The 25,505-nt window shown below is 59.9% G+C and carries 33 protein-coding genes and 1 tRNA gene; 6 read left to right on the top strand and 28 right to left on the bottom strand.

The features are described from left to right. Positions 1–455: 455 nt before the first annotated feature. The 4 genes from J2X06_RS06310 to J2X06_RS06295 all read right to left on the bottom strand — a co-directional run bounded on the left by J2X06_RS06310 (position 456) and on the right by J2X06_RS06295 (position 2,764). Positions 456–815 carry a hypothetical protein gene (locus J2X06_RS06310; RefSeq protein ID WP_310059735.1) on the bottom strand — a complete coding sequence of 120 codons (360 nt, stop codon included), beginning with the start codon at positions 813–815 and terminating at the stop codon, positions 456–458. 57 nt (positions 816–872) lie between these two features. After that, positions 873–1,256 (bottom strand): hypothetical protein, encoded by a 384-nt coding sequence (locus tag J2X06_RS06305; RefSeq protein ID WP_310059732.1) that lies wholly within the window; start codon positions 1,254–1,256, stop codon positions 873–875. Between the two features lie 17 nt (positions 1,257–1,273). Beyond that, positions 1,274–1,840 carry a GNAT family N-acetyltransferase gene (locus J2X06_RS06300; protein WP_310059730.1) on the bottom strand — a complete coding sequence of 189 codons (567 nt, stop codon included), beginning with the start codon at positions 1,838–1,840 and terminating at the stop codon, positions 1,274–1,276. 465 nt (positions 1,841–2,305) lie between these two features. Next, on the bottom strand, positions 2,306–2,764 hold the full coding sequence (locus tag J2X06_RS06295; protein ID WP_310059727.1) for a DUF4262 domain-containing protein: 459 nt from the start codon (positions 2,762–2,764) through the stop codon (positions 2,306–2,308). A gap of 221 nt (positions 2,765–2,985) precedes the next feature. Here J2X06_RS06295 and J2X06_RS06290 point away from each other — a divergent pair, with 221 nt between their 5' ends. Beyond that, the gene (locus J2X06_RS06290) at positions 2,986–3,372 is read left to right on the top strand and encodes a hypothetical protein (RefSeq protein WP_310059724.1); all 387 of its coding nucleotides are present in this window, start codon (positions 2,986–2,988) and stop codon (positions 3,370–3,372) included. 199 nt (positions 3,373–3,571) lie between these two features. Here J2X06_RS06290 and J2X06_RS06285 read toward each other — a convergent pair whose 3' ends face one another. The 6 genes from J2X06_RS06285 to J2X06_RS06260 form a co-directional block, all read right to left on the bottom strand. Next, positions 3,572–3,892, bottom strand: coding sequence for a hypothetical protein (locus J2X06_RS06285; protein ID WP_310059722.1), 321 nt, complete (start codon positions 3,890–3,892; stop codon positions 3,572–3,574). A gap of 64 nt (positions 3,893–3,956) precedes the next feature. Next, the gene (locus J2X06_RS06280) at positions 3,957–4,313 is read right to left on the bottom strand and encodes a hypothetical protein (RefSeq protein WP_310059718.1); all 357 of its coding nucleotides are present in this window, start codon (positions 4,311–4,313) and stop codon (positions 3,957–3,959) included. A 907-nt stretch (positions 4,314–5,220) separates the two neighbouring features. Further along, on the bottom strand, positions 5,221–5,547 hold the full coding sequence (locus J2X06_RS06275; protein WP_310059715.1) for a hypothetical protein: 327 nt from the start codon (positions 5,545–5,547) through the stop codon (positions 5,221–5,223). Positions 5,548–5,567: 20 nt separating this feature from the next. Then, positions 5,568–5,867 carry a hypothetical protein gene (locus J2X06_RS06270; RefSeq protein ID WP_310056664.1) on the bottom strand — a complete coding sequence of 100 codons (300 nt, stop codon included), beginning with the start codon at positions 5,865–5,867 and terminating at the stop codon, positions 5,568–5,570. 57 nt (positions 5,868–5,924) lie between these two features. Then, entirely contained in the window at positions 5,925–6,284 is a 360-nt protein-coding gene (locus J2X06_RS06265; RefSeq protein WP_310059712.1) for a hypothetical protein, read from the bottom strand. A gap of 72 nt (positions 6,285–6,356) precedes the next feature. Further along, positions 6,357–6,845: an FKBP-type peptidyl-prolyl cis-trans isomerase gene (locus tag J2X06_RS06260; protein ID WP_310059709.1), complete on the bottom strand. Its 489-nt coding sequence runs from the start codon at positions 6,843–6,845 to the stop codon at positions 6,357–6,359. 159 nt (positions 6,846–7,004) lie between these two features. Between J2X06_RS06260 and J2X06_RS06255 the strand changes: the two genes are divergently transcribed. Next, positions 7,005–7,217 (top strand): hypothetical protein, encoded by a 213-nt coding sequence (locus J2X06_RS06255; protein ID WP_310059706.1) that lies wholly within the window; start codon positions 7,005–7,007, stop codon positions 7,215–7,217. A gap of 87 nt (positions 7,218–7,304) precedes the next feature. On the opposite strand, the gene J2X06_RS06250 is transcribed toward J2X06_RS06255, so the two are convergent. From J2X06_RS06250 to J2X06_RS06235, 4 genes are all read right to left on the bottom strand, one after another. Further along, on the bottom strand, positions 7,305–7,520 hold the full coding sequence (locus J2X06_RS06250; RefSeq protein ID WP_310059704.1) for a hypothetical protein: 216 nt from the start codon (positions 7,518–7,520) through the stop codon (positions 7,305–7,307). A 17-nt stretch (positions 7,521–7,537) separates the two neighbouring features. Further along, a complete protein-coding gene (locus J2X06_RS06245; RefSeq protein WP_310059701.1) occupies positions 7,538–7,906 on the bottom strand; it encodes a hypothetical protein in 369 nt (122 codons plus the stop codon). Between the two features lie 559 nt (positions 7,907–8,465). Then, positions 8,466–8,990: a hypothetical protein gene (locus J2X06_RS06240; RefSeq protein WP_310059698.1), complete on the bottom strand. Its 525-nt coding sequence runs from the start codon at positions 8,988–8,990 to the stop codon at positions 8,466–8,468. A 31-nt stretch (positions 8,991–9,021) separates the two neighbouring features. Continuing rightward, positions 9,022–9,321, bottom strand: coding sequence for a hypothetical protein (locus J2X06_RS06235; RefSeq protein WP_310056664.1), 300 nt, complete (start codon positions 9,319–9,321; stop codon positions 9,022–9,024). 124 nt (positions 9,322–9,445) lie between these two features. Between J2X06_RS06235 and J2X06_RS06230 the strand changes: the two genes are divergently transcribed. Then, a complete protein-coding gene (locus J2X06_RS06230; protein WP_310059697.1) occupies positions 9,446–9,619 on the top strand; it encodes a hypothetical protein in 174 nt (57 codons plus the stop codon). A 74-nt stretch (positions 9,620–9,693) separates the two neighbouring features. Here the strand turns inward: J2X06_RS06230 and J2X06_RS06225 are convergent, their stop codons facing one another. From J2X06_RS06225 to J2X06_RS06190, 8 genes are all read right to left on the bottom strand, one after another. Further along, positions 9,694–10,134 (bottom strand): hypothetical protein, encoded by a 441-nt coding sequence (locus J2X06_RS06225; protein WP_310059694.1) that lies wholly within the window; start codon positions 10,132–10,134, stop codon positions 9,694–9,696. A gap of 1,322 nt (positions 10,135–11,456) precedes the next feature. Beyond that, on the bottom strand, positions 11,457–11,753 hold the full coding sequence (locus J2X06_RS06220) for a hypothetical protein (protein WP_310059691.1): 297 nt from the start codon (positions 11,751–11,753) through the stop codon (positions 11,457–11,459). 397 nt (positions 11,754–12,150) lie between these two features. Next, positions 12,151–12,525, bottom strand: a complete 375-nt coding sequence (locus J2X06_RS06215) for a hypothetical protein (RefSeq protein ID WP_310059689.1) — start codon at positions 12,523–12,525, stop codon at positions 12,151–12,153. Positions 12,526–12,584: 59 nt separating this feature from the next. Continuing rightward, positions 12,585–12,944, bottom strand: coding sequence for a hypothetical protein (locus J2X06_RS06210; protein ID WP_310059686.1), 360 nt, complete (start codon positions 12,942–12,944; stop codon positions 12,585–12,587). A gap of 907 nt (positions 12,945–13,851) precedes the next feature. Continuing rightward, positions 13,852–14,172, bottom strand: a complete 321-nt coding sequence (locus J2X06_RS06205; protein WP_310059684.1) for a hypothetical protein — start codon at positions 14,170–14,172, stop codon at positions 13,852–13,854. A gap of 30 nt (positions 14,173–14,202) precedes the next feature. Beyond that, positions 14,203–14,547, bottom strand: coding sequence for a hypothetical protein (locus tag J2X06_RS06200; RefSeq protein ID WP_310059682.1), 345 nt, complete (start codon positions 14,545–14,547; stop codon positions 14,203–14,205). A 65-nt stretch (positions 14,548–14,612) separates the two neighbouring features. Further along, positions 14,613–14,924 carry a DUF5076 domain-containing protein gene (locus J2X06_RS06195; RefSeq protein WP_310059680.1) on the bottom strand — a complete coding sequence of 104 codons (312 nt, stop codon included), beginning with the start codon at positions 14,922–14,924 and terminating at the stop codon, positions 14,613–14,615. 800 nt (positions 14,925–15,724) lie between these two features. Further along, positions 15,725–16,060: a hypothetical protein gene (locus J2X06_RS06190; protein WP_310059678.1), complete on the bottom strand. Its 336-nt coding sequence runs from the start codon at positions 16,058–16,060 to the stop codon at positions 15,725–15,727. 1,286 nt (positions 16,061–17,346) lie between these two features. On the opposite strand from J2X06_RS06190, the gene J2X06_RS06185 reads away from it, so the two are divergent. Further along, positions 17,347–18,288 carry an integron integrase gene (locus J2X06_RS06185; RefSeq protein WP_310059675.1) on the top strand — a complete coding sequence of 314 codons (942 nt, stop codon included), beginning with the start codon at positions 17,347–17,349 and terminating at the stop codon, positions 18,286–18,288. Positions 18,289–18,532: 244 nt separating this feature from the next. Here the strand turns inward: J2X06_RS06185 and J2X06_RS18015 are convergent, their stop codons facing one another. The 6 genes from J2X06_RS18015 to J2X06_RS06165 form a co-directional block, all read right to left on the bottom strand. After that, positions 18,533–18,730, bottom strand: a complete 198-nt coding sequence (locus J2X06_RS18015; protein WP_430539508.1) for an HGGxSTG domain-containing protein — start codon at positions 18,728–18,730, stop codon at positions 18,533–18,535. A 528-nt stretch (positions 18,731–19,258) separates the two neighbouring features. After that, positions 19,259–19,783: a hypothetical protein gene (locus J2X06_RS06180; RefSeq protein WP_310059672.1), complete on the bottom strand. Its 525-nt coding sequence runs from the start codon at positions 19,781–19,783 to the stop codon at positions 19,259–19,261. 241 nt (positions 19,784–20,024) lie between these two features. Then, the gene (locus J2X06_RS18010) at positions 20,025–20,183 is read right to left on the bottom strand and encodes a helix-turn-helix transcriptional regulator (protein ID WP_430539507.1); all 159 of its coding nucleotides are present in this window, start codon (positions 20,181–20,183) and stop codon (positions 20,025–20,027) included. A gap of 109 nt (positions 20,184–20,292) precedes the next feature. Beyond that, the gene (locus J2X06_RS06175) at positions 20,293–20,994 is read right to left on the bottom strand and encodes a hypothetical protein (protein WP_310059669.1); all 702 of its coding nucleotides are present in this window, start codon (positions 20,992–20,994) and stop codon (positions 20,293–20,295) included. 25 nt (positions 20,995–21,019) lie between these two features. Continuing rightward, the gene (locus tag J2X06_RS06170; RefSeq protein WP_310059668.1) at positions 21,020–22,207 is read right to left on the bottom strand and encodes a tyrosine-type recombinase/integrase; all 1,188 of its coding nucleotides are present in this window, start codon (positions 22,205–22,207) and stop codon (positions 21,020–21,022) included. Positions 22,208–22,390: 183 nt separating this feature from the next. Beyond that, positions 22,391–22,475 (bottom strand) — tRNA-Leu (locus J2X06_RS06165). A gap of 269 nt (positions 22,476–22,744) precedes the next feature. Between J2X06_RS06165 and rnk the strand changes: the two genes are divergently transcribed. Together rnk and parC are read left to right on the top strand one after the other, a co-directional pair. Further along, positions 22,745–23,170 carry a nucleoside diphosphate kinase regulator gene (gene rnk, locus J2X06_RS06160; protein ID WP_310059665.1) on the top strand — a complete coding sequence of 142 codons (426 nt, stop codon included), beginning with the start codon at positions 22,745–22,747 and terminating at the stop codon, positions 23,168–23,170. A 54-nt stretch (positions 23,171–23,224) separates the two neighbouring features. Beyond that, positions 23,225–25,468 (top strand): DNA topoisomerase IV subunit A, encoded by a 2,244-nt coding sequence (parC, locus tag J2X06_RS06155; RefSeq protein WP_310059663.1) that lies wholly within the window; start codon positions 23,225–23,227, stop codon positions 25,466–25,468. Positions 25,469–25,505 lie beyond the last annotated feature (37 nt).

Raw genomic sequence — 25,505 nt, 5'->3', positions numbered from 1 at the left:
GCCAACGGAACGAATGCGCCTATTCCACCGCACCAAACCACGAACTTGGCGAACCTTGTCATAGCGGCCTAACGCCTGAATTAAGCCGAGCCGCGAAGCGGCTTCGGCTTGAATGAATTGTTAGGCCGCAAGCACACGGGCCATCAACTCCGACACGAATAACCACGAAATGACTGGAATGACGGAGCCTGCTAAGAAGAGTTTGCGCGACGCGATGCACGAAAGAATGCCAAGCAAGAGCGCTTGAGGAAGGCAGCCAAAAAGGAGTACCAGTCGGAGCAGTCCCGGGGTAGCTAAGGGCACTAGCCTGCGAATAGAAGCTTATTGCGATGCTCAGAATACCAAGAGCTACTAATAGCGATGCCGGAACAATGCGGTTGGGTGGTGAGCTGGGAATTTGGCTATCCATGCGGCCTAACGCCTGCTTCGGCTTGAATGAATTGTTAGGCCGCAGCCTAGATGATGTGAGCGCCATCCAGGCCGCCTACGTAGATCTGCATGGACTCGTACTGTTCCGAAGTGTCGAGTAGTTGCAACTCTAGCCCGTTGGCGAGCCGAAGACTAAGGCGCTTTGGATCCAACACGACAAATGCCTGTAAGGCCGTGTTGAGCATCTGATAGAAAGCCGACTCAGGCCAGCCGCCGGCTTCCCAGCTCCCGATCAAGCCGCCGTTGCGCCTTACCTCTACCCTGGACTGGATTGCAAATGTGACCGGGCCAAAGGAGAACTGCAGATCGTAGGGGCCAACGCAAAGCTGCGTGGTCTCTTGTCCTAGTGCAGAAGAAAGATCTAGGTCAGCAGGGAATCCGTACATGCGGCCTAACGCCTGAATTAAGCCGAGCCGCGGAGCGGCTTCGGCTTGAATGAATTGTTAGGTGCCACGCTGAGGAAGCGTGACATCTATGTGTTTGCTAAAGATTGGGGCGAGAAGCAAGGCCGAGCCGAGCGCAAAACAGATGGCTAGGGAAATGGTGAGGCCGACCGCCACAGTAGCCCGATAGGCGAGGCCGGTGCTGCGATGAGCCCGAATGACCCATGTGATCGTTGCCATCCACAGCACGACCAGGCTGACCAGAACTACAAGAATCCAGTTGGGCAAAAGATAGAACAGAAGCATTGCCACGGCAGGGATCGGCACGAACCAGCCAAGACAGCTAAGCAAGAACCGGCGCCGAGGAGAGCCGATTGTCCTCGCCTGGCTCATCTGAGCCTGCGGTGCTTGATAGGGGTTTTCACGGCCGTCGAAGGTTGTCATGGCACCTAACGCCTGAATTAAGCCGAGCCGCGAAGCGGCTTCGGCTTGAATGAATTGTTAGGTTGCGCCCCAGATGTGTCAATCCAATAGCGTCGTTTGGGGCGGCGTAACGTAGCGTCCTGATAAGTATCCTCAAAGACGCCGTTGCTCTTCTCAATCACGCGAATGGAAGCGGCGTTGTCGTCGTCGCACGTCACCAAGACGCGACCCAGGCCAAGCTCATCGTGCGCGAAGCGCACCGACGCTTGAAGGATCTGCGTCGCGTAGCCGCGATTCCGAAACTCCGGAAGAACCGCGTAGCCAATGTGTCCAGCCACCTTCCCGAGTAGTGGAGTGAGTGTGTGGCGAATAGAAGCGCGTCCAACGATGCGTCCGTGGTCAAACGCGAACAGAAAGGAAGATGGCGCCACATCGGGCGGCAGTCCACGCCCGGCGCGGTGATCGTCCAGGACCCGAAGAAAATCGATGTATGTCATGTCCTGGCGGTAGTCCCGCAGGAATGTTGGATTGTCGGCAGGAACTGCGGAACGCGCTTTAAGGAAGGCGTCCTCGTCGTCTGTCCGAGGTTTTCTCAATTCAATCATGAGCTGCGAGAAGTCCTCACTAGCAACCTAACGCCTGAATTAAGCCGAGCCGCGAAGCGGCTTCGGCTTGAATGAATTGTTAGGCCATGGCCCTAGTGCCATGACCGTGTGGACGAATCATACGTATAGGACTCACCCAGCGAGCGGCCAAACCACACCTCATAGGCGTCGATGCCGGTGGGCTGATAGAAAACAGGGCCGGCATCTGAAACCCCCGCAAGGGATAGCTCGGAAATGCCAACAGGAAGGCGGCCACGAGCGGACCGAAACTGCTCAATTGCTGCAACAAGTGTGGATGCCTGGCGGTACTCAGGCCAAAGGTTGGGGTGAGTGGCGTACCAACCCCAAGCTGCGGCAAGAACGAGCAGAACGACGAATCCTGCCCCAATAAACCGAACTGGTCGTTCCATGGCCTAACGCCTGAATCAAGCCGAGCCGCGAAGCGGCTTCGGCTTGAATGAATTGTTAGACGATGGCCAGTGGCTCATCGGCCGGAATGTAATCGTAGCCAGGTTGCCACGGAAATCGGTGCTCCCGGTCCGGAAGGAACATGACGACCGCACCAAATGGCCTTCCGCGGTAATGGCGCAAAGCCCCGCCCAAGTATTCCCTGAAGCAGTCCTGGCGCACGGGCCTAAACACCACCATGTAGCCGCCGGCAAGGATATTTGGATCCTCGATATCCGGGCTGATTGCGTGGCCGTCCCTGAACAGTCGGGCACATTCGTCAAGCAGAGAATGGGCCTTTTGCCGCTCAAGGCCGAAGATCAGAACCTCCGGCGCTCCATAGGACTCGCTGAAACCAATGGAGTAGGTGAAGCAGTCTTGACCATCTTGAGTGGGGAAGACATGCAGGCAATGCCAACCGTATTCCCGGATGTCATCCGCGATCTTTTGATCCAAAGTCGTGAGATCCCCACCCATCGTCTAACGCCTGAATTAAGCCGAGCCGCGAAGCGGCTTCGGCTTGAATGAATTGTTAGGCGCCATGCCCGTGATCCACGGCAACAACTTTGCCCGTGCCAACGACGGTAGCGCCCTCCATGGAGCCAGCAGCAGTTGAGAACTGTGTCGAACTTTACAGGATAGCCTCCACGATACTCTCTCGACGCGCCTAATTCCGGGCGCTCCAGATTGGGGGCTGCATGAAGAAGACGATCGTGATCGTAGGGGGACTTCTCGCAGGCATGGTGTTGGCATCTACGGCCTTGGCCGATGTTAGACCCGCACCGACACCGACACCGACACCGACGCCTGGACTGAAGGTAGTCCTGCGAGAGTACGGCCGCAGTTTCGTGCTAGCGCCGGGCGAGACAGGCGGCGTAACCAGTGTTTGTTTGCCCGGCGAGACGGTACTAAGCGGATCGGCAACGAGTATCCCTCCAAATGCGACGCTTGTTTATTCTTCGCTTGCCTATGACGGCACTAATAGCGGCTGGACAATCGAATACAGAAACAACGGTGCTGAGCCGGCGAACGTCTATGCAGCCACTTCCGCGCTTTGCACGGCAGGCACACTGACAACACCTTGACCTGCTGAACACCGACCCAACCTAGGTGCCGCACGGCGGCCCTAGGTTTTTTATATTGCGATTCCCCGTTGCAACGATCGGGCGGCAAGGCTGATCTTCCAAGGTCATAGGTCACTGCGGAGGTAGATGCAGGGTGGGGTGTCGGGCCTAACGCCTGAATTAAGCCGAGCCGCGAAGCGGCTTCGGCTTGAATGAAATGTTAGGTGCCAAAGTGGACGGCAATTCCGTCGTCGTGCATGAGGCGGTAGCCAAGTCTCGATCTCCATCCATCCGGCCCGAACAGCAACTTCCGAACCGTGTAAGACGCCAACCACGCATGTTTGAGGTTGACGATAAAGAAGGTGCGCGTATCGGCCGCGTGTCCAGCAATGCAGCCGCACACAAAGTCCGCGGTGTACTCGGTGTAAGGAAGCCTTGCTGGAGGGAGCTGAAACGCGGACTCGGCCCAGCGGATGAGTCCATGCTCCGACCGGATGCGGAGGCAATTTAGCTCGACCTTGACCTCGCGTGAAAATTCCATGGCACCTAACGCCTGAATTAAGCCGAGCCGCGAAGCGGCTTCGGCTTGAATGAATTGTTAGGGCTCAGCCCCGCCATAGGAAAGGAATGACGCCTAAGAACCAGAGATCTTTGTGCGGCCAGACTCCGACGAGTGCCAACGTCCCGGCGAGCAAAGATTGGAGCAGTAGGCCAGCAACCGCAAGGTAAGCGGCCTGTGTGCGGCCAAGCCAGGCGGGATGCTTGGCGCCGAAGAACCTCAGCGTGGCCCCGAGTGAAACGCCGAAAGAAACGAACACGGCAGCGACAACGGACGATAGAGAGAAGGTGATCCAGTGTGGGTCATCGAAGCCGCCGATCAGAAGCAGCCAGATCGTAAGAGTGAGCGCATAGAACGCCGCAAGAGCCGCGATGGCGCTGCGAGGAACAGCGATTGTCGGCATGAACTCCCCCTGAGCCCTAACGCCTGAATTAAGCCGAGCCGCGAAGCGGCTTCGGCTTGAATGAATTGTTAGGCCTCACGCGCGAGCCCTAACTGCCAAAACCAATGGCAAGGACAACAATCAGACTGATAGCGGACGCCAGTGCTACACCTGCGCCACAAGCTACGGCTGCACCGACGCGCCTGGGACGATTGAAGTAATAGCTGAGACTAGCGATGAAGCCTATTGCGAGAGAGCCTAAGGGCCAAGCAATGGGCCCTCCGGGTATGCCGGCGTGACGAGCATGGATGTAATGGAGAAAGACAGCCGCCATTACGAATGAGCAGCCAAGGCAAGCAATTGGTATGAGCCAGGAGTGGTTCTTCATGAGGCCTAACGCCTGAATTAAGCCGAGCCACGAAGTGGCTTCGGCTTGAATGAATTGTTAGATGCTGCCGAGGGCGCCTCAACGCCGCAACCATTGTAAGCAGGCTCGCCGGGCTGCAAAGTGCGGTATTGGTAGAGAAGCTGGAGACCGTTATACGTGCCCCCTGTTCGCTTTTGCTCTAGCCGGGCACCGGCTGGCACCGCGACCTCCAAGGTGTGGCTATCTATCCAGCGCAGCCCAATGCCATGTGATATGCCCTGAAACGCGGCCACGCCGCCACCCGGGTTGCCTGGGCTGATTCTGCAGGACACTGAAGCCTGAGTCATTGCGCCACCACTGCCAAAGTCAGCTTGATAGTAGTAGGCCGAGCATCTTCCGTCAGGATGGCTTACAACGGGCCCCTGGCAGGAGGAATACTTTCCAGGGCAGCCGGTAAGGCCAGCCGCTGCGACGAATGCAACAAGCAATGAGTGAGTTGGCTGCAGCATCTAACGCCTGAATTAATCCGAGCCGCGAAGCGGCTTCGGCTTGAATGAATTGTTAGGGGGCAGGCAGCAAGCCACGAGCGCCAACCACCCAGATGAGAGCAGTAACTGCAACAGCCGCCAGCACGGCCGCCTGCAAGGGAATGCTGCCGATAGCGAGGTTGCCAAGGAAATCCAGGCTGAGGAAGTAATGGTGGAGCGGGGACAGCCAGATGCAGAACGCAGCAACCGCCTCAAGTAACAGCCCGGCTCCGAGCCAGGAGATTGGGTTGCGCCGAGTAGCAGGAAGGCGCCACTGAACCAATGCGGCTACGCCAAAAACGGGCAGCCACAACACGGCGAGAAGCATCACCAGCTCAATAGGTGTGATGTAGTCCTCCACGCTACCCCCTAACGCCTGAATTAAGCCGAGCCGCGAAGCGGCTTCGGCTTGAATGAATTGTTAGGCCGCAGCCTAATCCAAAAGGCACGAAGCGGGACGACGACCAAGAACCAGAGGCAGACAGGCCACACCAACAGGGCTGCGCCCATGATCAACAAGTCCCAGTCCAGCAGGATCTCCGAACCAGGCGCATAGCAATCACCGCGCGGTGGGCACCCGATGCGATCCATGTAGCTGCGCTCCAGTGACCAGAGCTTCAGCGGTAGATATGCCAGGCCAAGCCACCAGATCCACTTAACGATCGAGAGGAAGACTTTCATGCGGCCTAACGCCTGAATTAAGCCGGGCCGCGAAGCGGCTTCGGCTTGAATGAATTGTTAGGCTCGGGCAGCACGCTGGTGGGCGGAAAACTTGCGAGTGGCCGGAGCCGCCAGAGCCAGAGCCAGTATGGCAGCAAGAGCAGCTACCACTGCCACGGCTGCGATGGAAGTCTTGAGGAACATAAAGAAGGCGTAGCTGGCTGCTGCCACCAAGCAAACCATCAAGAACCAGTAAGCACCGCGTGAGCCACGCCAGAGGAACCAGCAGGTAACAACGGTGATGAATGTTCCAACGGCTTGGCTCCAGCGCAAGCTCCCAGCAGCTAAGAACAGACCTTTAATGAGTAGGTCGAAGAGAACCAGGGCTGCAATGAACAAGGCCACGTAAATGCGCCCACGCCTTTCGATCGGATCCACGATAGAGACTCTCCCCGTGCCTAACGCCTGAATTAAGCCGAGCCGCGAAGCGGCTTCGGCTTGAATGAATTGTTAGGCGCCAGCACACTGCAATGCATCCACCAATTCAACCCGGAAGACGATGACGGTGTTTGGCGGAATGTATGGCGGTGAACCGACTGCGCCGTATCCGAGCGACGGCGGGACGTATAGCTCCCAAGTATCGCCCACGTGCATCAAAGGTACTGCCTCCTCCCAGGCGGGGATCATCTGCCTAAGATCGAAGGATGCAGGCTCGTCGCTCGCGCGGTGACTGTCATCTAGGATTGCTTTGCTACCGAGAAGCGACATTTGGTAGTGAAGCCTCACAGTAGAGGCAGGTTCTGGTCGGCAACCGGAGCCATGCGCAAGCACTCTGTATTGCAGCCCCGTCGGTGTCTCGGTAACACCTTTGTTGCTGCGGTTCTCGGTCAGGAACGAATTGGAGCGTTCAAGATTCGCGGCCGCCTCACCTTGATTTTCAGCAGCTCTGGTGGCTGGCGAAATAAGTGCGATGAGCATGCAAATGGTGAAACGCGTCATTGTGACCATATCGGATGTGGCGCCTAACGCCTGAATTAAGCCGAGCCGCGAAGCGGCTTCGGCTTGAATGAATTGTTAGGCCGCGGGCGCAGCCAAACCCAAGCCGCCCGCAACCAACGAGATTGCCTCTGCAACTGTAACGGCAGTGGCGGATGAAGCGTGAGCGTCCGTCTCAAACAGGAATGGGCAAGCGCCAGCAGGCGACTCAAGCTGCACCTCGTAAGGGCTGGCCGGGTGTCGGAAGAACCACAAGCCGTCGTCATCAGCGCCGGGGTGCAGCACCCGCAATTGCTCAACGACCAGCCCAGGATGAGCAACGGTAAGTGCTTTGATGATTGCGTCAATGTCTCGCAATGTCTTTCCGCGGCCTAACGCCTGAATTAAGCCGAGCCGCGAAGCGGCTTCGGCTTGAATGAATTGTTAGGCGCCATTGGTAACGCCCGGAGCCATAGCGCAATACTAGCCATGCCGATGTGCGTGGATGAACAAAACCGCTAACAGTATGCCGGCGCCGATCACGGCCAGCGCCACACCCAATGGCATAGCAATGATTGCGGCCAGCTTTGGCTGGGGCAGCACGGTACAGTCGTAGCCGCAGTGGATCCAAACATGGAGCCCACGAAACCCTAAAGCTATACCGGCAATCAGCAGCAAGATTCCTAGAGCAATGGTCATGGCGCCTAACGCCTGAATTAAGCCGAGCCGCGAAGCGGCTTCGGCTTGAATGAATTGTTAGGCACCGCCACGCGAAGTGGGTGCGCCGGATTGTCACGGATAAAGGCTTCAACGTCCGAGAGCCTGGCCGGAAGTGGCGGGCCGTCAACGCTGCGGTAGCTAAAGAAGCGGAATCCGGCGTTGTAGAGCGCCTGCACCTTGGCCCATTGTTCCTTGTCCCTTGCCGCCGGAGCCTTGAACGAGCGCCCCATTTGATGAAGCGAGCTGCCGCAGTTTGGGCAGACAGTGGAGTCATCCGGGCGCGGAGCCACCTTGAAGCTCTTGCGGCACTCAAAGCAGGCATGGGCAATCAGGTATTGAGGGCTTGGCATGCGTTTGGGTTGCATAGGTGCCTAACGCCTGAATTAAGCCGAGCCGCGAAGCGGCTTCGGCTTGAATGAATTGTTAGGGCGCATGCCGGGGAAGCCACTTGCCCTGTAGCCAGCATAACGGGAAGAGCGCGATAGCAGACACGACTGCAGCAACAGCGATTGAACCGACGACCTGACCTGGCATGACCGAAAAGGCACCAGACCGAACAACCGAGGCAGTCAGCAGCAGGGGCGCGCCCCAGCCAACCGACAGACCCCAGCAAGCAAACGCATGCTGTGTCAGCGCTGGAACGGCGAGCGATAGGCGGTACTCGAGCGACCCTAAGGCCCCTCCGAACGCCGCAAAGAGAAAGAGGCTTTCAATGGCCGATGCCGGGATCCCTTGGAATCGGACCAGGTACACGACCACGACCATTGCCGAGAGCGCCGCAGCGCCTTGTACGGCAGACCGGACCCACTTGAGAAGGCGAAGCATCTCTGCGCCCTAACGCCTGAATTAAGCCGAGCCGCGAAGCGGCTTCGGCTTGAATGAATTGTTAGGTTTCATGCCGAAATATCCAAGCGGGCAGCCTATCTACTCTGAAAGGGAGAGGAAGTCTTGAGGAGCCTTGACCAGCACCAGCGTGGTCAACAAGAAGTTGAACGCCATAATTGCGCCGATTATTGCTGCGCCCATGAGTCTGCTAGAAGTAGCGGCACTCAGGAGGCTCTCGCGCCAACTCGACGGACTAGCGTCAGCCTCGGCTATGAAGCACATATAGAAGAGTGCGGCTGCAATGCCAACCACAAACATGAAGTACAAAAACAGGATGTGGCTAGGGACATTGGGAGCCATGGAGTATTTGCGGTACCGAAGCTTTGTTGAGATAAGCCAGGGGATCATCAACAGCCAGCACACCGCGAGATAGCTATCCGTATAAGGAGCTTGCCCCGGGTACGCGAGCATCTTTGCCATTGGGATGTACTCGCGCCAATCCCCCAATACCGCTGCCAGATCAGGTTGCGTAGGGAACAGGGCCCACAAAGAGACGCAAAGGATCAGGTAGGAGACAAAGAGCTTGTTGAAGGAGAAGGGTTCGCTGTAATTGACTTTCCGCATCGATGCTCTGTCCTGAAACCTAACGCCTGAATTAAGCCGAGCCGCGAAGCGGCTTCGGCTTGAATGAATTGTTAGGCCGCAGCCTAATCCAAAAGGCACGAAGCGGGACGACGACCAAGAACCAGAGGCAGACAGGCCACACCAACAGGGCTGCGCCCATGATCAACAAGTCCCAGTCCAGCAGGATCTCCGAACCAGGCGCATAGCAATCACCGCGCGGTGGGCACCCGATGCGATCCATGTAGCTGCGCTCCAGTGACCAGAGCTTCAGCGGTAGATATGCCAGGCCAAGCCACCAGATCCACTTAACGATCGAGAGGAAGACTTTCATGCGGCCTAACGCCTGAATTAAGCCGAGCTGCGAAGCGGCTTCGGCTTGAATGAATTGTTAGGCCGAATCACATGCCGCCCATGTAGAAGAGAAGGTACAGCGGGAGTACTAGGAGAGCCAAGACGTGAACCGCGCACGCGAGGTGTCTGAGTTGCTTGTAACGGGCGAGAGCCCATGCGGCGACAACTACCCCAACTACGCCAAGCGGAATGTATTGGTAATAGAGAAGCTGGCCCTGTGCGGGGTAGCCGACGACGTGTTGCTGTTCAACGCCATCAAGCAATCTGTGCCCAGCTAGTACGAGCAGGCTCCAGACCACCGTGGCTATCGCAGCAAGAATGTGGAGGCTTCTCATGCGGCCTAACGCCTGAATTAAGCCGAGCCGCGAAGCGGCTTCGGCTTGAATGAATTGTTAGGGCCCACCCGCAGTAGCAGACCCGAGAGCATGCACACCAGCGCGCTCAGAGCGCCAAGCATAGCCAGCTTACCCGCACTAAACGGGGTAAGAGCGGCGAAGAGCAGCCAACTGATGACGAACCCAGTAGCCGAGGCAACTAAAAGCTGCAGCCAGATTTTGTCTCGGTGCGGCTTGGGTAGCAGACCGACGACGGCGGGCAGCAGCAGGCCGGTAAGAACAGCGGGCGCAGTGCCGAAGAAGTAGGCCCAAGCCAGAAAAAGGGGCACCAAGTCCAAGTTGGCCGACGCCTCCCCACTTACTGCGACGCTGATGAGCAAAGGCATGGCGCCCACAAACGGCCCCAAGACAGCAAAGAGTAGTGTCAAGCGCCAGTTGAGCCAGTTGGGAGCTCTCATGTGGGCCCTAACGCCTGAATTAAGCCGAGCCGCGAAGCGGCTTCGGCTTGAATGAATTGTTAGGCCCCTGCCCGTCGCTTGGGGAACACGGCATAGGCCACTGAAATGAACCCCAGAACAAGTGGAATACTCGCCGCGGCTGCATGGCCAAGACTCTCGCATATGGCATTAACGATGACTCCCATTAGCCTCTTTCCGGGGTGACAGGAGTCTGGTTGAGTGATGAGGTCATACGCCCACCAAATGCAGATAGCGCCCCCGATTCCAGCGACGGGGCGCGAGTCCCAGAATTTCTCCCATTTCCGTCCTAAGAGAGGTTCACGCTCCGCAGCGTAGATCTCAGTGGCCGAAGCTTGCGGACAGGTCTCCGCAAGGGTTGTGGTCAGTTGCTCATACGCTGAGCGAAGATTTGCATAGTTCCTGGGATATTGATGCTTATTGATGCCGGCGAGCGCCTCCTCCAGTTCGAGAAGTGTGTACTTGGAATAATCGATGTCGCCATCACGCATGGAGGGGCCTAACGCCTGAATTAAGCCGAGCCGCGAAGCGGCTTCGGCTTGAATGAATTGTTAGGCCTCGTAGCCATTAGTCTGCCCAGCCGGACAGCGCTGGTTGGCCAGCCGTTATAGCTACGTTGCCGGGAACAGGTAGATCGACTGCCTCCTTGATCAAAGCGAAGCTCCACCTAACGCGCTTCTCGTAGTGGCCATTGAAGTCGGAGTCAACGAGAGCCCAATCACAGTCATCGCAATGACCAGGCTCGTGAAGCTCAAGGTCTGCGACACCATCATTGTTGAGATCGTAGTAGGTGATGGTGGGGATATCACTTGGCGCCTGCGCGGCGGGGGCATTGCCGGCACTATTGGAGGCGCAGGCCGCCAGAAGAGGCAGTGCTGAAAGGATGGAGATATATCGCATAGAGGCCTAACGCCTGAATTAAGCCGAGCCGCGAAGCGGCTTCGGCTTGAATGAATTGTTAGGCCATGGCCCTAGTGCCATGACCGTGTGGACGAATCATACGTATAGGACTCACCCAGCGAGCGGCCAAACCACACCTCGTAGGCGTCGATGCCGGTGGGCTGATAGAAGACGGGGCCGGTCTCTGAAACTCCTGCAGGGGGTAGCTCGGAAACGCCGACAGGAAGGCGGCCACGAGTGGACCGAAACTGCTCAATTGCAGCAATAAGTGTGGATGCCTGGCGGTACTCAGGCCAAAGGTTGGGGTGAGTGGCGTACCAACCCCAAGCTGCGGCAAGAACGAGCAGAACGACGAATCCTGCCCCAATAAACCGAACTGGTCGTTCCATGGCCTAACGCCTGAATTAAGCCGAGCCGCGAAGCGGCTTCGGCTTGAATGAATTGTTAGGCCGCCGCCGATAGAACCTAACAGCGAGAATGACCGCCACCAAAAGATTGATTGCTATTAGCAGCATTGCCCAGGCAACTGTGTACTCTATGGCAGGGATCATCACAGTGTCTCCATCTGTCGAGACACGGACGCCAGTGCGGTACTCCTCCTGGACGATTGAGGTCCAGTAGCTGAGCGAGGCAAAGAAAACCAATGGCACTGTAGCCACATTGGCGAGAATCCAAGCTGCCAGTTTGAAGATGGTCTTCATGCGCGGCCTAACGCCTGAATTAAGCCGAGCCGCGAAGCGGCTTCGGCTTGAATGAGTTGTTATGCGGGACGGCCCGAAGTGCTGTGGGCATTGGAACCGCCACTCCCCAGGGCGGCCCGCGAGCCAAGGATGCCACAGCCTTTGACGTGGGGCTTGCCCAGCGACCCATGGCGAGGGATGGCACCGAAACGAAAGGAACTGGGATGCGGTAATGGTGCAGCCTAAGGGCGAAGCGCCACCCGCCCCGGCGTCAGCGAACGCAAGGACTACCAGCCGGAGCCGACGGCGAACGATGCGGGAGAGTGGCCGAAGGAGCCCGATGCGAGTTGCTCTCGCCGGTGCCGCATAACGCCTGAATTAAGCCGAGCCGCGAAGCGGCTTCGGCTTGAATGAATTGTTAGGCCGCTGCGTCGAGGACAAGTAAAACCTCGCTTGCGGCCACTGTGACTACACCGAACTCCCCAGCGATACGGTACTCGCCCGGCCGGACAAGCGACAGCTCGTCGATGCAACCGTAATCAACGCTACCGTCCGGGTCTGCGGTGGGGATGACTGATTCTTGCGGGAGTAGGCCGCGAACCGCCGAAACTCCAGAAAACGCGATGGCGCCAGGCCTATAGCAGGCCCACTCACCATTGGGGGGTGGTGATGCCTCCGGATGGCTCTGCAGAAGGCTCGCTAGGACGTTGAAGGTGAGCGAATCAGAGGCTTGATGCCACGAGAGAACAAATGTGTCTTCCAGCAGGATGTTGTCAAACGCCTCTATGCTCATGAGCGGCCTAACGCCTGAATTAAGCCGAGCCGCGAAGCGGCTTCGGCTTGAATGAATTGTTAGGCACCAGGCCGCGAGCCCTGATGCCAAGGAAAATTGAATTTGCGAGACAGCGACGACAAGCCACGGCCTGACGCATCTAGGTAGATGGTCAAGGCAATGGAAAATACCAGAACGCCAATGGCGGCCAGAAGCCAGACCGGTTGGCTCGAGGTGACGCCGAGGGGCTCACAAAAGTAGGTGCCGTGCGTGGCGCGGAAGGCGGGGCACTGCGCCGGAAGAATTGCGAGAGCCTCGGCTGGTGCCTTGGCGACCGGATCAGCCATGGCCCAAAGGGCAATGCGGCGGCCGACCCAAAAGGCGGCAAGTCCGGACGCGACCTGAAGCAGAGCCCACAAGATTGCTGTGTACTTTCCCATGGTGCCTAACGCCTGAATTAAGCCGAGCCGCGAAGCGGCTTCGGCTTGAATGAATTGTTAGGCAGCAGCGGCGACAAACGCCACCCCACCTGCGAGGCCGGCAACCAAGCCGAACAAAACTGCTGCCAGAAGGCGGTGCAGATGCCGTGCTGAAAGGCAAGCCAAGGCAGCAACCACTGTGGAAGTTGCCGAGATGCGTAATACGCCAAACGAAAGGTAGGGTAAGTCAATTGCCTGATAGTGCTGAAGCATGGTCGCTAGGAACAAGGTGCTGAGCGCGACAAATGACGAAACGCCAGCCGCCAGGGCTGTGGTAAGACGTCTCCGATTCGTCTCTATAAGTGGCGACATGGGCTCCCTGCTGCCTAACGCCTGAATTAAGCCGAGCCGCGAAGCGGCTTCGGCTTGAATGAATTGTTAGGGCCCTAGCCCGGAGAGCTCGGCCCGATTGGGCGAGCCTGCCACGAATCTCCGGAGCCCGGCAACGAAGTCGTCGATCGTAGCTGGGTCACAGCGCATGAAGAGCTTGGCCGTCTCGTGCTGAGTTGACCGGCCGACCGGATAGGTTGACTCGATGTTGGCCCACACACCGATATGACCAAGTGCATCTGTGCAGAAGAACTCCAGCTCGCAGCAGCCCGTGCCAGGAGTGCCAAGCCTGTAGCGAACCACCGAGGAAGAAGAAGCTGGGAAGCCTTCGAGGGCTGCAGCAAAAGTGAGATGGTCACCGACGTTGCCCCAAACAGAAGTGCTTGCAGAAAAGTCGGGGTTTGTGAGGCGCACGGAATACCTGACGAGCTCGTCTCCGTCGTGTTCTAGCGAGCTTCCGAGTTCCAATGCTGCTTGCATAGGGGCCTAACGCCTGAATTAAGCCGAGCCGCGAAGCGGCTTCGGCTTGAATGAATTGTTAGGCGCGCTGGCCAATCAATGCCGCAAGCGAGACAAGATGCTTGGACAATGCCTGCTTTAGCGCCAGCATTGATGCTGGAATTGTTCCGAGATAGCCAAGAGCAGCACCATACATCTGCGCCTGCTCGGGAACGCCTCGAACTGCGGCAAAGACCCCGCCAATCGCGCCCAACAGAACGCCGAATACAAACCCATAAATGGTTGCGCGCCAAACAAAACTCCACCAGACAGGCAGCGTTTCACTGATGCTCAACTTCGTCGCTTTGTCCCCAAAAGCCTGACCAACTGAAGTGGGTGCTTGATATGGATTGCCTGTCATCTTTCCCCCTAGATGAGCCTAACGCCTGAATTAAGCCGAGCCGCGAAGCGGCTTCGGCTTGAATGAATTGTTAGGCCTGCGCGACGCCAAAAGGACAATGCCAAGGCCGATTGAAAGTGCAAGGGCCCAGAAAACGAATGACCCAACAAGAATCAGAAGGACGAACGCCGCGGCGCCGCCTTCTGGAACGACTGAGTGCAGGAACGATGTCGGCACGATGCCCGTGAGCAGAGGCGCGATCAGTTCGCCGGGACGAATATATGCGGTTGTTGCCCAAGAACCAGGCGCAAACCAGACCAGGCACCAGCCGATGAGGCCGGAGAGCCCCGTTCCTGCGGTTGCAGCGAGTGCGGAAAGCCGAACGAAGCGATTCATAGGCCTAACGCCTGAATTAAGCCGAGCCGCGAAGCGGCTTCGGCTTGAATGAATTGTTAGACCTGCTACCCGTGACCATGACGAAAGGCGCCTTTGGCATCAGACGTGGGGTCGCCCAATTCGTCGTGGAGCGACTCCAGGATGGCTGCAATAGTATCTGGCGCAGATTGGCCGTACTGCTCTTGGAGTGCATTGGCGATGTGGCGAATGGTATCTGCCAGAAAGATTCCCCAGGCAGGAGCCTCCTCACGGCCGTTGTCCTGCCACAGGCCGACCTTAATCGTGCAGTGCTGCCCGCGCTCAGCGATCCACGCGCTGAGCATCTGGATGGAATTGTCATCGCGTTGTGCAGCAGGTGGGATAACGAGAGGCTTCATAGCAGGTCTAACGCCTGAATTAAGCCGAGCCGCGAAGCGGCTTCGGCTTGAATGAGTTGTTATGCGGGACGGCCCGAAGTGCTGTGGGCATTGAAACCGCCGCTCCCCAGGGCGACCCGCCGAGCCAAGGATGCCACAGCCTTTGATGTCGGGCTTGCCCAGCGACCCATGGCGATGGATGCCGCCGAAGCAAAGGGAATTGGGATGCGGTAATGGCGCAGCCGAAGGGCGAAGCGCCACCCGACCCGACGTGAGCGAACGCAAGGACTACAAGCCGGAGCCGACGGCGAACGATGCGGGAGAGTGGCCGAAGGAACCCGATGCGAGTTGCTTTCGCCGGTGCCGCATAACGCCTGAATTAAGCCGAGCCGCGAAGCGGCTTCGGCTTGAATGAATTGTTAGCTGCCTGCGATAGCCTTCCCCGTAAGCCACCTGGCGAAAAGGAGACAGGACAATGACCAGGCGAGCGCCAAAGAGGCCAGAAGCTGGAGGAGAGCCCAAAGGGGTGGCCCCGACAATGCCGGCAACAAAGCCATTACAAATCCAATAGAGCCAAGATGCTTCTTGTAAGGCCTGAAGTATCGAAACTCTGCAAGAAATATACAGAATCCGCCAAGCGCAGCGACAAAAACGCCTGGCCAGAGTGGGCACTTCAGCAGCGTACCCACCAGCACCAGCGAGGAAGCGGTGGTCGCCAGAGCCGACGTAGTGATGGATGGTGGACGTTCCGATACATCGGACATGGCAGCTAACGCCTGAATTAAGCCGAGCCGCGAAGCGGCTTCGGCTTGAATGAATTGTTAGGCCGCGCCGGTGATGAACAACCAGGCGACCCAGGTAAGAAGAATACCCAATGCACCAATTGGCCCCAGAATCCCGGCGAGCCAAAGAGGCATCCGCTTGAACGGGAAGACCCCGATGGCTGCGATAAGGCTACCAAGCGCGACAGCGGACCAGAATCCAGCGTTGCCGAAGCGATTCGCATCCAATGGCAAGAGCAGACGCAGCGTTCCGATAAGGGCGGCTGGGAACAGCAGGATGCCGGAAATGAAGGCGGCAACGGAGTGGGATACCCGCTTGATGTCCTCGGCGGGATCGAAAGTTGGAGATGCGGGCGGTTTGTACGGATCGGTCATTTGCTACGCGGCCTAACGCCTGAATTAAGCCGGCCCGCCCCGATGAACTGCCCGCTCGCGGCCATTACGAAGCGGGCTCGGCTTGAATGAGTTGTTAGGCGGTGATGCCCAAGGAAGCAGCAGACCCCACCGCCGCTGAGCCAAGCATGCCATCGAAGGACGGGGGCCGGCCAGAGCCAGGCTGTTGGGCTTTACCCGTGAACCTGGGCGCGAAAACGGGCCGAAGTCCAAGGCAATGAGAGCGCGGCGGAGCGCCAGAAATCCGAGCAGCGTGGCGCGCGAACCCAGTGCGGGATTGCCAAGGACTGCTGGCCGGAGCCGACCACAAACGTTTCGATGACCCTGCCGATGGAAGAACAGGCAAGGTCCTTCAGCAGCAACCGCCTAACGCCTGAATTAAGCCGAGCCGCGAAGCGGCTTCGGCTTGAATGAATTGTTAGGCGCGCTAGTCAGAATGCCACGCACGCCAGGCTAACCGCATGAAGATGACGCCGATAAATATCCAGCCCAGGACCATTACGCCAAACCATATCGGATCCTTTGCGAGGGCGACCGATCGCGACGTGTACCGAGTGAGTTGGTCGATCTGTCCACTCAATATGCCGGCGCCTGCGACGTAGAGACAGAGGGCGCTCCAAAGCGCAAGCGCGCCTGCGACGACGCGAGAGAAGAATGTATTTAGATTTTTGCTTGTTTGCGGCATCTTGCGCGCCTAACGCCTGAATTAAGCCGAGCCGCGAAGCGGCTTCGGCTTGAATGAATTGTTATGCGGCACGGCCCAGAGGGCTGAGAACGTTGAACCGCCACTCCCCAGGGCGACCCGCAAGGCAAGGATGCCACAGCCTTTGACGTTGGGCTTGCCCAGCGCCCCATGGCGAGGGATGGCACCGAAGCAAAGGGAATTGGGATGCGGTAATGGCGCAGCCGAAGGGTGAAGCGCCACCAGACCCGACGTGGCGAACGCAAGGACTACAAGCCGGAGCCGACGGCGAACGATGCGGGAGATTGGCCGAAGGAGCCCGACGAGAGTTGCTTTCGCCGGTGCCGCATAACTACCTAATAGACGGACCCGTGGGTCCGGTTATACGTCTTACGCCACACCCCAGCGGATGGGCTGTAACCCCCTGATTCGGCTTGAGCTTATGCAAGCAGGGTCCGGCTAACAAGCCGGCGTATAACCGGACCCAGCGGATGAGCTTATTCGCCTACTCTCATGCCTTTTCCGCCTCATGGAGCGACCGTAATGGGGTGACCAGCTTGCCGTCCCGATCCAACCACCGCGGCTCATGGACCAGGTATCGACCGTCTGCCGCCGACGCCATCTGAGCCGACGCACCGAAGAGGCCTACCGGTTCTGGATTCGGCACTACATCCTGTTCCACCAGAAGCAGCATCCTCGTGCCGTCGGTACTGCGGGCATTACGCCTTTCGTGAATTACCTGGCGACCGCCCGGCAGGTGGCGGCCTCGACCCAATCCCAGGCCCTCAACGCCGTCCTGTTCCTCTACCGCGACGTACTCGAGGTGGAGGTGGGCCACCTCGCCGGGTTGCGGCGGGTGCAGCGACGCTCTCGGCTTCCCGTCGTCCTGGCGCACGAAGAAGTCCGCGACGTTCTCGCCGGCATGCACGGCACCTCGCGGCTGATCGCCGAGTTGCTGTATGGCGCTGGCCTGCGCATCACCGAGTGCATGACCCTTCGGGTCAAAGACCTCGACTTTCGCGCCGGGACGATCAACGTTCGCGCCGGCAAGGGCGGCAAAGATCGGGGGTCTGTCCTGCCGGAGCGGCTCGCACACCCGCTGCAACAGCATCTGGTGCGCGTCGCCGCGCTGCACAAGCGCGACCTCGCCCACGGCCGGGGCTTTGCACCCCTCCCGGACGCCCTGCACCGCAAATACCTTAATGCCACCCGCAGCCTAGCCTGGCAGTTCGTGTTCCCGTCCCGGGTGACCCGCGCCTGCCCCCAGACAAGCCGGATCCTGCGCTGGCATGCGTCGGAATCGAGTGTGCAGACCGCCTTCAAGCTCGCGTTGGGTGACGTCGGAATCCACAAGCACGCTTCGGTACATACCCTGCGCCACTCGTTCGCCACCCATCTGTTGGCCGAAGGCACGGATATCCGGACGATCCAGCTATTGCTGGGTCACCGTAACCTCAAGACCACGATGATCTACACGCATGTCCACCAGGCGATTCGCCGAACGGTTAGCCCGCTGGACAGGCTCTAGCTGTCGGCGCGGAACCGCGGAACGCGAACGACCGCTTGACCGCGGTCACAACCAAGTGCACGTCTATGGCTTCGTGAACGCCGGGAAGTCGGAGGTTCCCACCAAGAGGTATTGGCGCTCGGACCCGCGCGTTCTCACTAAAGCATTCGCGCGCGTGCACAAGGCCTTCGCACGGCACAGCCTTAGGCCAGCATGTGTGCCATCCACATGGCGATCACCGTTCCAAGCGCATGCACTGAGAATGCTAACCGCGTTCCGCTGCGACTCGGGCCGCTCGGATACGGGGGAGGTTCAGGGCGGCCTTGGCCCTTCCCTCAGGCGTTTTGGGGCCGGTCGAACGCCCCCCGTGCCAGCGACATCGTGTGCGCCCTGGAATGGGTTTCGTCCGACAAGGTGTTCCGGCGCGTGTTCTGGCGCCGCAACAGCTACTGATGAGTGTCATAACGGTTCACCAAAGTCATTCGCGCGCGTGCGCGCGCATACGTTTCGCCATGCCAAGCACGGCCTTCGCACGGAACGGCTGAGGGGCCCCAGGGTCTCCGTGCTCGCGTCCGTTGTAGTGCCTCAGCAGGATCGCGGATCCGCCCATTGCCTCGCCAACCGAACGCCAGCAGCCTGGGTTGACTCCCACGAGCACCCAGGCAAGTGAGCCATGTCCGCGATGCGGTGCACCGATGGCACTACGGAAGAAACCGCACGAACGGCGAATCGTTCTGGGGTTGAACAGGCCCCCCGAGGTGTCGAGCACAAGGGCGGGCTAGGCCAGTTCTTTCCGTCGCCGGCCATCTTGGGCAATTTCCTAGGATTGCTCTGTGCCAGAGCGTCATCGTTTCCTCCCTAGGCAAGCTGACGGCTTCAATTGCCTCCGACCGATGATCCTGCTGATGGTCTTTGCGTCGAACACTCCCCGCCTCCGGAATCCCCTGGTAGATCTAAGAAGGTGTACTTCCTTGGACTAGTGGACCGCGCGCTAGGCGGCCGACTGATACGCGACGGGACCAGTCAGGTCGGGACTGGCCCCGTCCGATGTCCAACTGGTACTTCTGGGGTCCACATTCGTACGCATAGGGACTAGAGGTTTCGTTTTCTTCCAAAGCTGCAGAGCGGCATGGGTTGGCCGTTCGTCGTGCTTGCCATTGCAATCATCGATCGCCCACCAGGTCACCCCATAGAGCGAGCATCGGTTGCGGCCTCCCTGACGGGTCACAACAGCGAATCCGCTGGCGACGATCTCCTTCTTGGCGCGCTGGAGCGTCCCCGGACTATGCCATCCCCGCTCCAAGAGCTGGCCCCAGGACGCCGAGAAGTCGCCGTTGTTCTTCCCGCGGTACTGGCGAGCGAGCTCGAGCAGCAGTTTGGTGGCTTGAGGGCTCAAGGCGCCGAACTCGGCCGAATCCAGCACGTCCCGCGGGATCCCAATGAAGGGCGCGGATTTGCGACCCTTTATTTTTCGGCGCTTCCGCTCGGGAATCACCTTTCCGCGATCACCGGCCATACCCCTCGTCCTCAAAAGCCCCCAGATCGGCCCAAGCCTGGAGGTGCCTCTGGACTTCGTTCAACGATGCATAGGCCCTCATCGCTCGCTCAAGACTTGGTCGGCGGCATGCCTCCAATACGAGAGCATGTTGGTGTTCCGACCAGTGCACCGGCCTTTGGATCATGGCGTAGGCGACGGATCCATCCCCAGCGGCGCTCACTTGGCGCCCTCCGTCGACTCTCGCTCAGCCCCCCTGGCATCAATCCAGGCTTCGACTTCGTTCAACAGGTAGCCGGTGGCGTGCAGCCCGATCTTGACTTGGAAACCGCCCCTCTGCTTCGAGCCTGTAGGCGGTCGAGCGAGAAAAGCCTGCCATGGCCCAAGCTTCGTGGGGCCGGATAATGCGTTTGCTGGACATACGAGTGCCTCGCGGGAGAAGACGCCTCGCCGGGATGGCCTAGGCGGCTGCGAGCTGCAGCGAGCACACGATCCCGGAGGGAACATGGCCAGAACTAGCCGCGAACCGGTTAACGGGTACGAGTACCCGCACCCGTATATGCCAGCAGCCACTCATAGACTGTTTGCTCAGCTCGAAGCTCAGACATGGGAACCTCCCGGCTCATTGCTTCATCGAAGACCTCGCGCCATATCTTCCTAGCCGCTTGGAGCGGAGACTTCCAAGTACGCTCTTGATACTTTCGAATGGCGAAAGCTTTGATGGGGCCGTACTTTCTTCCCCTCGCCAAACCACCTAACTGAGCCAGGTTTTTCCTCGGCGGCTCTGTGTTAGTTCCGCCCCCTACTCCGACTACCAACAACTTCCCAAGGGCCGTCATTGTCAACACCAGTGCGCCCCATCGCTCAGCTTCTCCTTGCTTGATGGCGGCCACCGACCACTGCGCAGCCTCAACAAGTACCAAGCCGTATGCCAATGAAAGCTCTTGCTTGGTCAGGTAATCCAGATCGCTCCCTATGGGATTCCAGCCTGGAAACCCCGCGGTCGCCAAGAAGGCCTCAAACCGCTCAAAGTATCCTCGAAACACAAACGCCTCAGCATCCGGGTCTGGCAACGCCAAGGAATCCATTTCGAACATGTCGAGGTCCACACCGATCTCGATAGCTGCTCCTTCCAGGAGCTCCGGGCCCTTCTCCCAATGCTCCTTGATCGTCCCCTCAGCTTCTGAGATCGCTCGTTCTATCTGCTCTAGGTAGCTAATCTTTCTAAGCACGACGAATCCTTTGATATTGCCGGCGTTACGCTACTTGCCTGAGGTTGTCGAGGTAATCCGCCCAGGCCTGCATCGCCTCGCGGCGCGCGTCACCAAAGGTCGTGCGGTCGTAGGCCTTTTGCACATCACCGCGCTTAGCGTGAGCAAGCTGAGCCTCCAGGACATCGATATCCACGTTTAGCCGCTCCCTAGCGACGGTTCGCAGCATTCCGCGAAAGCCGTGTGTAGCGTGCTGCCCCTGGAATCCGAGGCGACGTAGCGCTGCGCTAAGCGCGTCGCGGTGCAGGTGCGGGGTGGCTTGGCGGGCCAGAGGTGGGAAGACGTACATCCGCCCGTCTTTGTAGGCCTGCATCTCACGCAAGGCCGAGATGGCTTGCGTCGGCAGAGGAACGAGGTGGTCATGCTTGGTCTTCATGCGGTGGCCAGCGACATGCCATTCCCCCACGTCCAGGTCGATCTCGTCCCAACGCGCGGCGGCGACAATGCCAGGGCGCATTGCCGTCAGCATCGCCAGCTTCAACGCCGCGCGGGTCACGGGCGTCGGGTAGTTTTCGATGGCTTTCACCAGCGTCGTGATTGTCTTGACGTTGGTGGCTGCCGGGATGTGGCCCTTTTCATGGGTGGGCACTGCCCCCCGAAGCGATAGAACACGCCCGTCCTCCCGGAGCCCGTGTTGCTCGGCGTAGCGCGTGATGCCTTGCAAGTACTGGCGGGCCTTTGCCGCGAGTGCTGGGGCCCCCTTGCCGATCTCGACCAAAGCCGCCACGGCATCTTTAGTGGTCAAGGTGGCAACCGAACGCCGGCGCAGCTTTGGAATGAGGTACATCTCCGTGACGTACTTGGCCTTGCGGTAGGTCTCCGGCGCCCAGCCCGGTCGTTTGTGCTCAAGCCACGCGGTAGCCGCGAGTTCGAACCCTGCCATGGCATCCCGTTTGGCCGCCGCCTTGGTCGCCGCGCGCGCAGCCGAGGGGTCTTGGCCGTTGCGCAGGACGCGGCGTGCCTCGTCCCGCCGCTCGCGCGCCTCAGCGAGGCCGACCTCGGGATAGACCCCGAACGCCAAGCGCTTTTCCTTGCCGGCGAATCGGTACTTCATTCGCCAATATCGGCCACCGCTCCCGGTCACTTCGAGGTACAAACCGAGGCCATCGGCATGCTTGCCGGCGCGGGCCGACTTGATGGACAGCGCGGTGAGCTTGTTGGTTGCGGTCGCCATGGCACCCCGATGGCCGTCAAAAGTGGGCCCAATGTGCCCCCACGCCCAGATGCCCCCAAATATGCCCCCAGCCGGGCCGCGCTGCAACGGGACGACCTGAGATCACCAGAAACAAAAAACCCGCCAAACTGGCGGGTTTCTGTTGATTCTCGGGACGTTATGAGATGCCCCGAAACTCTGTGTTGGTGCCCAGGAGAGGACTCGAACCTCCACGGTTTTACCCGCTAGTACCTGAAACTAGTGCGTCTACCAATTCCGCCACCTGGGCCTTCCGCATCGGCGTGAGCCGTTGCGAGGCCGCGTATGTTGCAGTGCGTCGGGGACGTTGTCAACGCCTTGTGACAAATGAAATCGAAGAAGGTCGGCGGTCGTCCCGAAGGCCCGCGCCCGCTGTCTGGATCCGTCCTATTTTCCGCACGATGAACCCCTGGAAACAGACGGGTTGAAGCACTCGCGCAACGGGGCTATGGTCGCGGAAACATCACGACTATGCGGGCGGCGCACCGGGTGCGCCGCCCGCACTGCTTTGGAGAACCCATGACCGTTGCCAACCTCCCACCGCTGCTGCTGTCCCGCCTGGACGTCGAACGCATCGAAGCCCTGCTCGAACAGCCGGCCCACCACGGCCTCGACACCGCGGCCCTGCAGGCCGAACTGAACCGAGCCGATGTGGTCGAGCCGGCGCAGATGCCGGCGGACGTGATCACGATGAACTCGACCGCACGCTTCCTCATCGTCGACGGCCAGCACGGAACCGGCGAGGAACGCGAGCTGACCCTGGTCTACCCGCGTGAAGCCGACGGCAGTCTCGACAAGGTGTCGATCCTCGCCCCGGTCGGCAGCGCGCTGCTGGGCATGCGCATCGGCGACGAAATCAAATGGCCGGCGCCCGGCGGCACCTTGCTGCTGAAGGTGCTGTCGATCCGCTATCAGCCCGAGGCCGCCGGCGAACTGCATCGCTGAGCCCGCCGTCCATTTAGAATCGCCACAGAAATTCTTCCGAGTACGTTGCGCTCCATGAACGATACCGTCCGCCCGGTCTTCCACGGCTTCGAACAGATCCCCCTGCGCGAGTACGCCGAGCGCGCCTACCTCGATTATTCGATGTACGTGGTGCTCGACCGTGCCCTGCCCTTCCTCGGCGACGGGCTCAAGCCGGTACAGCGCCGCATCATCTATTCGATGAGCGAGCTCGGCCTCAACGCGGCCTCCAAGCCGAAGAAGTCCGCGCGCACCGTCGGCGACGTCATCGGCAAATACCACCCGCACGGCGACAGCGCCTGTTACGAGGCGATGGTGCTGATGGCGCAGCCGTTCTCGTACCGTTATCCGCTGGTCGAGGGCCAGGGCAATTTCGGCTCGACCGACGACCCCAAGTCGTTCGCGGCGATGCGCTACACCGAATCCAAGCTGACCCCGATCGCCGAGGTCCTGCTGGGCGAGCTGGGCCAGGGCACGGTCGACTGGACGCCGAATTTCGACGGCACCCTCGAAGAGCCGACCTGGATGCCGGCGCGCCTGCCGCACCTGCTGCTCAACGGCACCACCGGCATCGCGGTCGGCATGGCCACCGACGTGCCGCCGCACAACCTCACCGAGGTCGTCAGTGCCTGTCTTCGCCTGCTCGATGACCCCGACGCCACCACGCGCGACCTGTGCGAGCACGTGCTCGGCCCGGATTACCCGACCACCGCCGAGATCATCACGCCGCGCGCGGACCTGATCGCGATGTACGAAACCGGCCTGGGCAGCGTGCGCGCCCGCGCTACTTACGAGAAAGACGGCGGCAACATCGTCATCACCGCGCTGCCCCACCAGGCATCGCCGGGCAAGGTGATCGAACAGATCGCCACGCAGATGCGCGCCAAGAAGCTGCCGTGGCTGGAGGACATCCGCGACGAGTCCGACCACGCCAACCCCACCCGCATCGTGCTGGTGCCGCGCAGCAACCGCGTCGACATCGACCAGCTGATGGGCCATCTGTTCGCCACGACCGACATGGAGAAGAGCTTCCGGGTCAACTTCAACGTGATCGGCCTGGACGGCCGCCCGCAGGTGAAGGGCCTGAAGGCGCTGTTGAGCGAGTGGCTGAGCTTCCGCACCGACACGGTCGTGCGCCGCCTCAAGCACCGGCTGGAAAAGGTCGAGCGCCGCCTGCACCTGTTGGACGGTTTGCTGATCGCCTTCCTCAACCTCGACGAAGTCATCCGCATCATCCGCACCGAGGACGAACCGCGCGCGGTGCTGATGAAGCGCTTCGACCTCAGCGAGGAGCAGACCGACTACATCCTGGAGACGCGCCTGCGCCAGTTGGCACGCCTGGAGGAAATGAAGATCCGCGGCGAACAGGCCGACCTGGAAACCGAGCGCGACCGCATCATCGCCACGCTGGACAGCAAGGCCAAGCTGAAGAAGCTCATCAAGGACGAGTTGCTCGCCGATGCGAAGAAGTTCGGCGACGCCCGCATGTCGCCGCTGGTCGCACGCGGCGCGGCGCAGGCGCTGTCGGAAACCGAACTGGTCGCCAGCGAACCGATGACGGTCGTGCTCAGCGAAAAGGGCTGGGTGCGCGCCGCCAAGGGCGCCGACGTCGATGCCAGCGCATTGAGCTATCGCGAGGGCGATGAACTACTGGGCGCGGTGAAGAGCCGCAGCACGCAGCAGGTCGCCTTCCTCGACTCGACCGGCCGCGCGTATTCGACCGTCGTGCATTCGCTGCCGTCCGCGCGCGGCAATGGCGAGCCGCTGACCGGCCGCTTCTCGCCGGCACCGGGCGCTTCGTTCCAGGCGCTGGCCAGCGGCGACAACGACACCCGCTTCGTGCTGGCGTCCAGCCACGGCTATGGCTTCGTGACCCGCTTCGAGAACCTCACCGGCCGCAACAAGGCCGGCAAGGCGATGTTGTCGCTGACGCCGGGCGCCAAGGTGCTGCCGCCGGCGCCTGTCGGCGAGGTTGAGCAGGACCGCATCGCCGTGGTGACCAACGTCGGCCACCTGCTGGCATTCCCGGTCGGCGAGCTGCCCGAACTCGACAAGGGCAAGGGCAACAAGCTGATCGACATCCCCAAGGCCAAGCTCGGCACCGAACGCGTGGTCGCCGTCGCCGTGGTCGCGCCGGGCGCGACACTGACGGTGAAATCCGGATCGCGCACGATGTCGTTGTCGTGGAAGGACCTGGACACCTACCTCGGTGCCCGCGCGAGCCGCGGTGGTCTGCTGCCGCGGGGTTGGCAAAAGGTGGAAGGCCTCGATGTCCAGTAACTCCTTCTCCCCGCGCGCTGCGGCGCGTTCGCCATCC

The sequence above is a fragment of the Lysobacter niastensis genome, from assembly GCF_031457115.1.
Lineage (GTDB): Bacteria > Pseudomonadota > Gammaproteobacteria > Xanthomonadales > Xanthomonadaceae > Lysobacter_J > Lysobacter_J niastensis_A.
Note: the sequence above shows the minus strand (reverse complement) of the source record. Positions and strands in the feature narration are given on the sequence as shown.